The sequence below is a fragment of the Streptomyces sp. ISL-43 genome (assembly GCF_018614195.1).
GTDB lineage: Bacteria > Actinomycetota > Actinomycetes > Streptomycetales > Streptomycetaceae > Streptomyces.
On sequence record NZ_JAGGOT010000106.1, the window covers coordinates 1 to 5,832 of the forward strand.

5 protein-coding genes are annotated in these 5,832 nt (G+C 65.3%); 1 reads left to right on the forward strand and 4 read right to left on the reverse strand.

Annotated elements, in window-relative coordinates:
* Window positions 1-163: 163 nt before the first annotated feature.
* A complete protein-coding gene (locus tag J7F03_RS39405; protein WP_214958029.1) occupies window positions 164-796 on the reverse strand; it encodes a TetR/AcrR family transcriptional regulator in 633 nt (210 codons plus the stop codon).
* Between the two features lie 70 nt (window positions 797-866).
* Between J7F03_RS39405 and J7F03_RS39410 the strand changes: the two genes are divergently transcribed.
* The gene (locus J7F03_RS39410) at window positions 867-1,292 is read left to right on the forward strand and encodes a hypothetical protein (protein ID WP_214958030.1); all 426 of its coding nucleotides are present in this window, start codon (window positions 867-869) and stop codon (window positions 1,290-1,292) included.
* A gap of 197 nt (window positions 1,293-1,489) precedes the next feature.
* Here J7F03_RS39410 and J7F03_RS39415 read toward each other — a convergent pair whose 3' ends face one another.
* Genes J7F03_RS39415 through J7F03_RS39425 form a run of 3 tightly spaced genes read right to left on the reverse strand, consistent with a single transcriptional unit; the run spans window position 1,490 to window position 5,753 of the window.
* On the reverse strand, window positions 1,490-2,065 hold the full coding sequence (locus J7F03_RS39415) for a DUF6262 family protein (RefSeq protein WP_214958031.1): 576 nt from the start codon (window positions 2,063-2,065) through the stop codon (window positions 1,490-1,492).
* Window positions 2,062-4,572, reverse strand: a complete 2,511-nt coding sequence (locus J7F03_RS39420) for a site-specific integrase (protein ID WP_214958032.1) — start codon at window positions 4,570-4,572, stop codon at window positions 2,062-2,064. The genes J7F03_RS39415 and J7F03_RS39420 overlap by 4 nt, the downstream gene beginning before the upstream one ends.
* Window positions 4,569-5,753, reverse strand: a complete 1,185-nt coding sequence (locus J7F03_RS39425; protein ID WP_308380150.1) for a tyrosine-type recombinase/integrase — start codon at window positions 5,751-5,753, stop codon at window positions 4,569-4,571. Before J7F03_RS39425 ends, J7F03_RS39420 begins: the two co-directional genes overlap by 4 nt.
* Window positions 5,754-5,832 lie beyond the last annotated feature (79 nt).

A 5,832-nucleotide genomic window follows, 5' to 3' on the forward strand; every position in this document is an offset into this window, starting at 1 on the left:
CTTATCTAGAGTTGTCAAGCGAACTTGCAGGTAGACGGTCGATTGGTGTCTCTGTCACGTGAGGCACGGTGGCCGCCCGGGCGGGATCGCCGGGGCGGCTGTCCTGTCTCTCTGAAGCCGAGGCCGTCTCGGTCTATGTGAGGCATCTGGTCGTGCGCCTCTGTCAATCTTGGGTATTTGCTGCTGCGTCGTGATCGATGAGGGACACGTCGGATGCCAAAGCGCGGGCAGTGTCGGCGAAGTATTCCTCGTCGGCACCAGGGGCGAGGCCGAGGGGGACGCCCTGGCTCAGGCCGACGAACAGCGCCCTGAGTGCGGTGGTCAGACGTTGCGCCTGATGCGACGTCACGACGCTCCCGTTGTGCGACCTTCCGGTGAACAGCGCGATCAGATGGTCTTCCTGCGACCGGATGGACGTGGCGAGCTGGGACCCCAGCCCTGGGTCGTGAAGGGCCATATCCAGCAAGGTGATCTGGAGCGACAGGCGAGACAGCGCGTCGGGACCGTCACAACTACGCCGGTAGTACCGAGCGAAGGCGTCGACTGCTTCAAGCAGATCAAATCCAGCGGGGACCGCCTGCTCAACCTCTTCGTAGTACGGCCGCAGATAGTCGGCGACCAGGGCGACCACCAGGCCGTTCTTGCTCCCGAACAGTGAGTAGATGGCGCCGGTGGTCACGTCGGCCCGTTCGGCGATCTCCTCAAGCTTGGCCCGGTACCCCTCTCGGGAAACGACCTGGAACGCAGCATCCAGCAAGGCGCGGCGGTTGCGTTCCCTGGCTTCCGCTCTCGTCATTCTCATAATTTGATTGTTGCCGTAATCTCGTTACGGAACCAGTCGGACGAGCCTCCAAGGAGGAACGCTCATGGCCCAAGTCGTGGCACCGCCGATGACGCGCCGGACGGCGGGGATCATCGCCGATGGCGCCTTCAAGGTACTGCTCACTGTTGTCTTCATCGCTGGCGCTGGCCCGCTCGGCCGTCTGCTGGGCGTGTCCGCCTGGCTGATGGTTGTCTCGGGTCTGGCCCTGCTGATCGGTGGTGGGATCGAGATCCGATACGTGCGCAGACGACCGATGCGCACATACACGCGGCTCATGGTCGCCTACGACAGTGGCTGGGTGTTGGCGGCCCTGGCCGGCCTTCTGATGGCATGGCAGGGCAGCAGCGCCGGGGGTGAGGTCTGGATCGGCTACCAGACGGTCGCCCCCGTCGTGTTCACTGCACTGCTGGTTGCCGCCACCTCCACGCAGACAACCTCGGATGCTCGCGCAGAGGACCCCGCCCGCTGACGGCGGGTTTGATCGCCACCGATTCCCCTGAGTGAAAGATCCTTCAGCTTCCCAGTCCAGCCGGTACCTCCAGAAGCACTGCACCTCGGATTGAGCGAGACAGCCGACCCACATCCGTCTCGCTCAATCCGAGGCATCCCAGGTCAGGCACTTACGCCGCCCCACCTTCAGCGCGACCGGACAGCGGCCACCGGCTGCTACTCGACGTTGGGTGCGGAGTTCTCCGAGCGGATCATCCTCCGCAGGCTGGTGCGGGCGGCTCCGAGGTCTTCCTCGGTCTCGGCGAGCTTGGCCTCCAGCTCTGCTCTTTCTCGTTCCAGGGCGTCCCGTTCGGTGACCAGGCGCTCATTCTGCCGAGTCAGCTCGTCGATCCGGGCGATCATGTCGCCGGCGGCCACGTGATCAAGCTGCTGGCCCAGTTGACGCTGCAAGGCGCTCTTGAGCTTGTCCCGCTCGGTCCGCAGTGAGCTGATCTCCTGGCGGGACAGTTCCAGGTCGGTTTTCAAAGCCGCTGTGCCCGAGGTGCTGGAGGAGAGCCCTCGCTGGTCCTGGGCGCCTTGCTGGTCGCGGATCGACTGAATGTGCTCACGGACCCCTTCGGCATAGACGAGCCAGTTCGACACCCCGGCGGCCTTCGCGACCGCCGCGAAGGTCACAGGCTCCCCGCGGGCCGCCATGCCGTCGACGACGGCCAATACCTTGGTCCGCTTGAGGTAGCTGTCCCTTCGACGGGCCTCAGCCAGCACCTCGGCCGGTTGACGCTTCGTGTTCATGCGCCGCGCTCCCGTCGCTGGATGACGGTCACCGGCAGTGTGGTGCGACCGTTCGCGGCCCGTGTTTTGCGCAGGATCTTGCTGGCTTCCTCGATCTCGGCGCGTTCTTCGGGGTCCATCTGGTTCATCAGCGTCTTCATGTTCTCGGCGACGTCCTTGAACGCCGAGACCTGATCGCCCATGTTGCGCACGACCCACTCCTCGGTGCCCATGGCCTCGGCAGTCTCCCGGTCCGCCTTCAACGACCGGACGTGGTCTTCGATGGCCGGCAGATAGGAGGGATCGGGACGGTAGAAGCCGCAGCCGGCGCACTGGAAACGGATCGGGCAGGCGTGCCCGCCCGCCTTGACGTTGCTCGGCTCGACGCAGCCGCCGAACGGGACAGCCACCGAGCGCCGCTCGTAGGCGGTGTTGGAGGACATCGGTGCCGGGCGGCCCGAGCGGTCGACCACGTGCGGCCGCACCGTCTTCACGGCCTCGCGCTTACGCTTCAACGACACCTTGAAGTAGCCAATGGTCGTGGATACATCCCTGTGATCCATAAGCTCTTTGAGCACGTCAATCGGGGTCCCGGCATCCGCATGCCGCTGTGCGTAGGAGTGTCGGAAGGCGTAGGGGTAGATCAGCGACCGATCGAACGGCAGCGGAACGCCGTTGGTGTCCGGGACCTCGGAGTCCAGGCGGGGAATGGCGTCCGCCCAGAGGCGGATCGTCTTGGAAATCGCCTCGGATCGGATGTAACGCTCGGAGTTCCAGTCCGTGGCGGCCGGGAACAGGTAGCGGGCGCCGTGTTCACTCCTTGGCAGATGTTTTCGGAGCTCGAGCCACTTCTGGAGGTCTTCCACCGTGCTGGTGTCGATCGGCAGCCGACGCCGCAGCCGCTTGCCCTTGTAGTTGTTCCAGATCAGGTTGTAGTCGCCATCGACTCGTTCCAGGCAGTCCACCTTGAGCGACGCGATCTCCCGAGGGCGTCGTCCCGTGTCCCGCAGCAGAACGTAGATCGTCCGATACATGGCCCTGATCTCGATCGGCGACAGTGATCCATGGGTCCGGCCGACGCCCAACTCAGCAACATGATAGTCGAGTTGACGAATAACAGATTCCGGCACTGCTTTCCCGATGTCGTCCTCGTTCGTGTCCTCCTCCGCGATCCGGTGCGAGCGGTGACGGGCGAAAGCGCCGGGAATCTCGTCCATCAGCCCGGCCTGGCGCCCGAAGTCGATGACCTGCCAGAAGCCGGTGAGGAGAGAGCCGCGGTACTTGTTGGTGTAGTCGGATCCGTCCGGCTTGAGCAGAGTGCTGAAGTGGTCGGCGATCGCGGTCATGTCGGCGAACTGTAGGTTCGCCGGCTTCATCCCTTCGCCGGGGCGCACTGTCAGAGCCCGGGAGGCGTGGACGCAGGCTTGCAGTCGGACGGACAGTCGGTGACCGTTGGGGCGTGTGCTGCGGGCCCATTCCATGGCCGCGTCCCGAAGCCACGGCTGTCGGATCGCGGTGAAATCAGCCGTTCCAGCCCGGCGCCGAACATGCCTGGTGTTTGTGCCGATGCCGAGCGCGGGCAGGTCCCAGATCTCCCGCTCCATGGGGTCGATTCCGTTGAACTCGTCGAACGCGACGCGGAGGTAGCGCAGTATCTGCCGGCAGAAGAACACGGCGTTGGTCTGCCCGGCGATGACCTCCATGACGTCCTGCTCGGTGGCTTCCACGATGAGGCTGGGCATCCCCGCGAGCCTCGCGGTGAGCGGCCTCATGACCCGTGGTGTGACCCTCGCGTTGATGGCGTCGCGGTGTTGAAGGCCAAACAACACCTCCAGCCGGACCGCTGGGGACAGCCCCGCCAGGGAGAATTGCGCGCCTGTCAGGTAGGGGACCTCGGAAACCGCCCAGACCTCGGGGGCCAGGGACCTGCCGAAACTCTTCCACCGCTCGTAGTGCGTGCCGCACAACCCCGAGCTGACAACCGAGTCCAAAGGACAGCCCGTGACCGCGCACCGCGGCAGCGGGTCGTAGCCCGTCACAGTGGCTGCCCACTCGACGAGATTCTCGTCGGTGTTCTCGATGCCGGTCCGGCGAAAGACCTTGGACCAGAACGCGTGGTGGCTCCGGCATAGACCACGGCTCGATGCCAGGCGCTGGCATCGCTTGATCTCCCCGCCCGCGATGCAGGAGCTGGGCGGGGTGTAGGCGAGGAAACGCTGGGGGGATCGGTGGTGAGCGGCGGTGAACTCCGTCTCGTTCATCCCGCTGGCCCGGACGGCCTCCCGGCAGGTTTGGCACCTGTTCTCCGGGGAGGGCAGAACCTGCAGACATCCGGGGGTGATGCACTCGTAGGCGGCGGTCAGAGGGTTGTCGGGGTCGCCGGTGAACAGCCAGTTCGCGCTGTCCCACTCGTTCTCCCGCCACTGCGGGTCGATCTTGCCCGCGAGGAAGACCTGCCATCTCTCCAGCCGGTCTTCGGTCGCCGCCTGTGAAGCGATGGAGACGACGGATGCGAGGTTGCCGTTCATGCTCGCTCCTCCTGACGGCGCTTGGCTGCCAGGCGGTCGACCGCCGCTCGCTTGTCCGTGTCGGTGGCGTGCACGTACGGATCCATCGAGGACGGGGAGACGTGGCCGAGGAGGTTCTGCACCACGTCCCGAGGGGTGTCGTTCCGGACCCACCGGGTCGCCGCAGTGTGCCGCAGCATGTGCGGACGGGCGGCGAATCCGACCTTGGCCGCCAGCCGGTCGAAGAGATCCTTGGCGTTGGGGTAGCTCATCGGCCTCCCGAGCGGAGCACGGAAGAGGTTGACGAACACCATGTCGCTCTCCGCGGCCTCGGGTATTCGCTCGCGCTCGTGGGCATACTCTGCGTACAGCGAGACCAACTCCTCGTCCACCGGGATCCAGCGCGGACTGCGGGACTTGGCCAGAGCCCCGTTGGAGTTCAGCCGGCGCCGCACGTGGATATGCGGACCGAGGACGTGGCAGCCCAGTGCAGCCGAGGTGGACAGCAGGTGCATGTCCTCCCGGCGCAGGCCCAGGGCTTCACCGATCCGGACGCCCGTCGCCCCCAGCACGGAGACCAAGAAGCGGTCTCTGGCCCGGGTTGTGGCGTTCACCAGCCGCTCGTACTGCTGGTCGTCGAGCCACTCATAGCCCGGCACCGCGACGTTGAACTTGATGGTCTTCGCGTCGATGACGCGGTACTGGCCGTCCTCGCCGGCGCTGTAACCGGGCGGGAGGAACGACAGATACTTCTCCTCCGACAGCATCGCGGCCGTATCCGGTGTCACCCAGCCGTTCGGGACGCCGAAGCGCAGAAACTCACCGACCGTGGTCAGGATCTGGTTCGCCGTCGCCTTCGAGCGGTAGCGAGGCGCCGAAGGAGCACGTCGTCCCCGACGCGGCAGCGGTTCCTCCACGAGCCACCGCAGGAACCGCGACAACGGCGCAAATCCCGGAGCGGCCCAGTCCAAGCCGTGGGCCGCGCAGTACGTCAGGTACAGCGCGATGCGTCCGGCGTACACGCGCTCCGTGTTGATCGAGCAGTCCCGGGACCGGAGCGAGGCCACGTACGCGCTCGCCTCCCGGTGCAGATCGAAGTCGTCGGACGCGACGACCCATCGAATGGAACCGCCATCGGATGAAACGGCCTTCTCGGCCTTGAAAGTACGTACGGACGCGTACGTGCCAGACGTGCCAAACACCTAGCAGATACCTCTCAGGAACAGGGATACGGGCACACAATTCTCATGTGCCTCAGAAGTCCTAAGAGCTATAGATAAC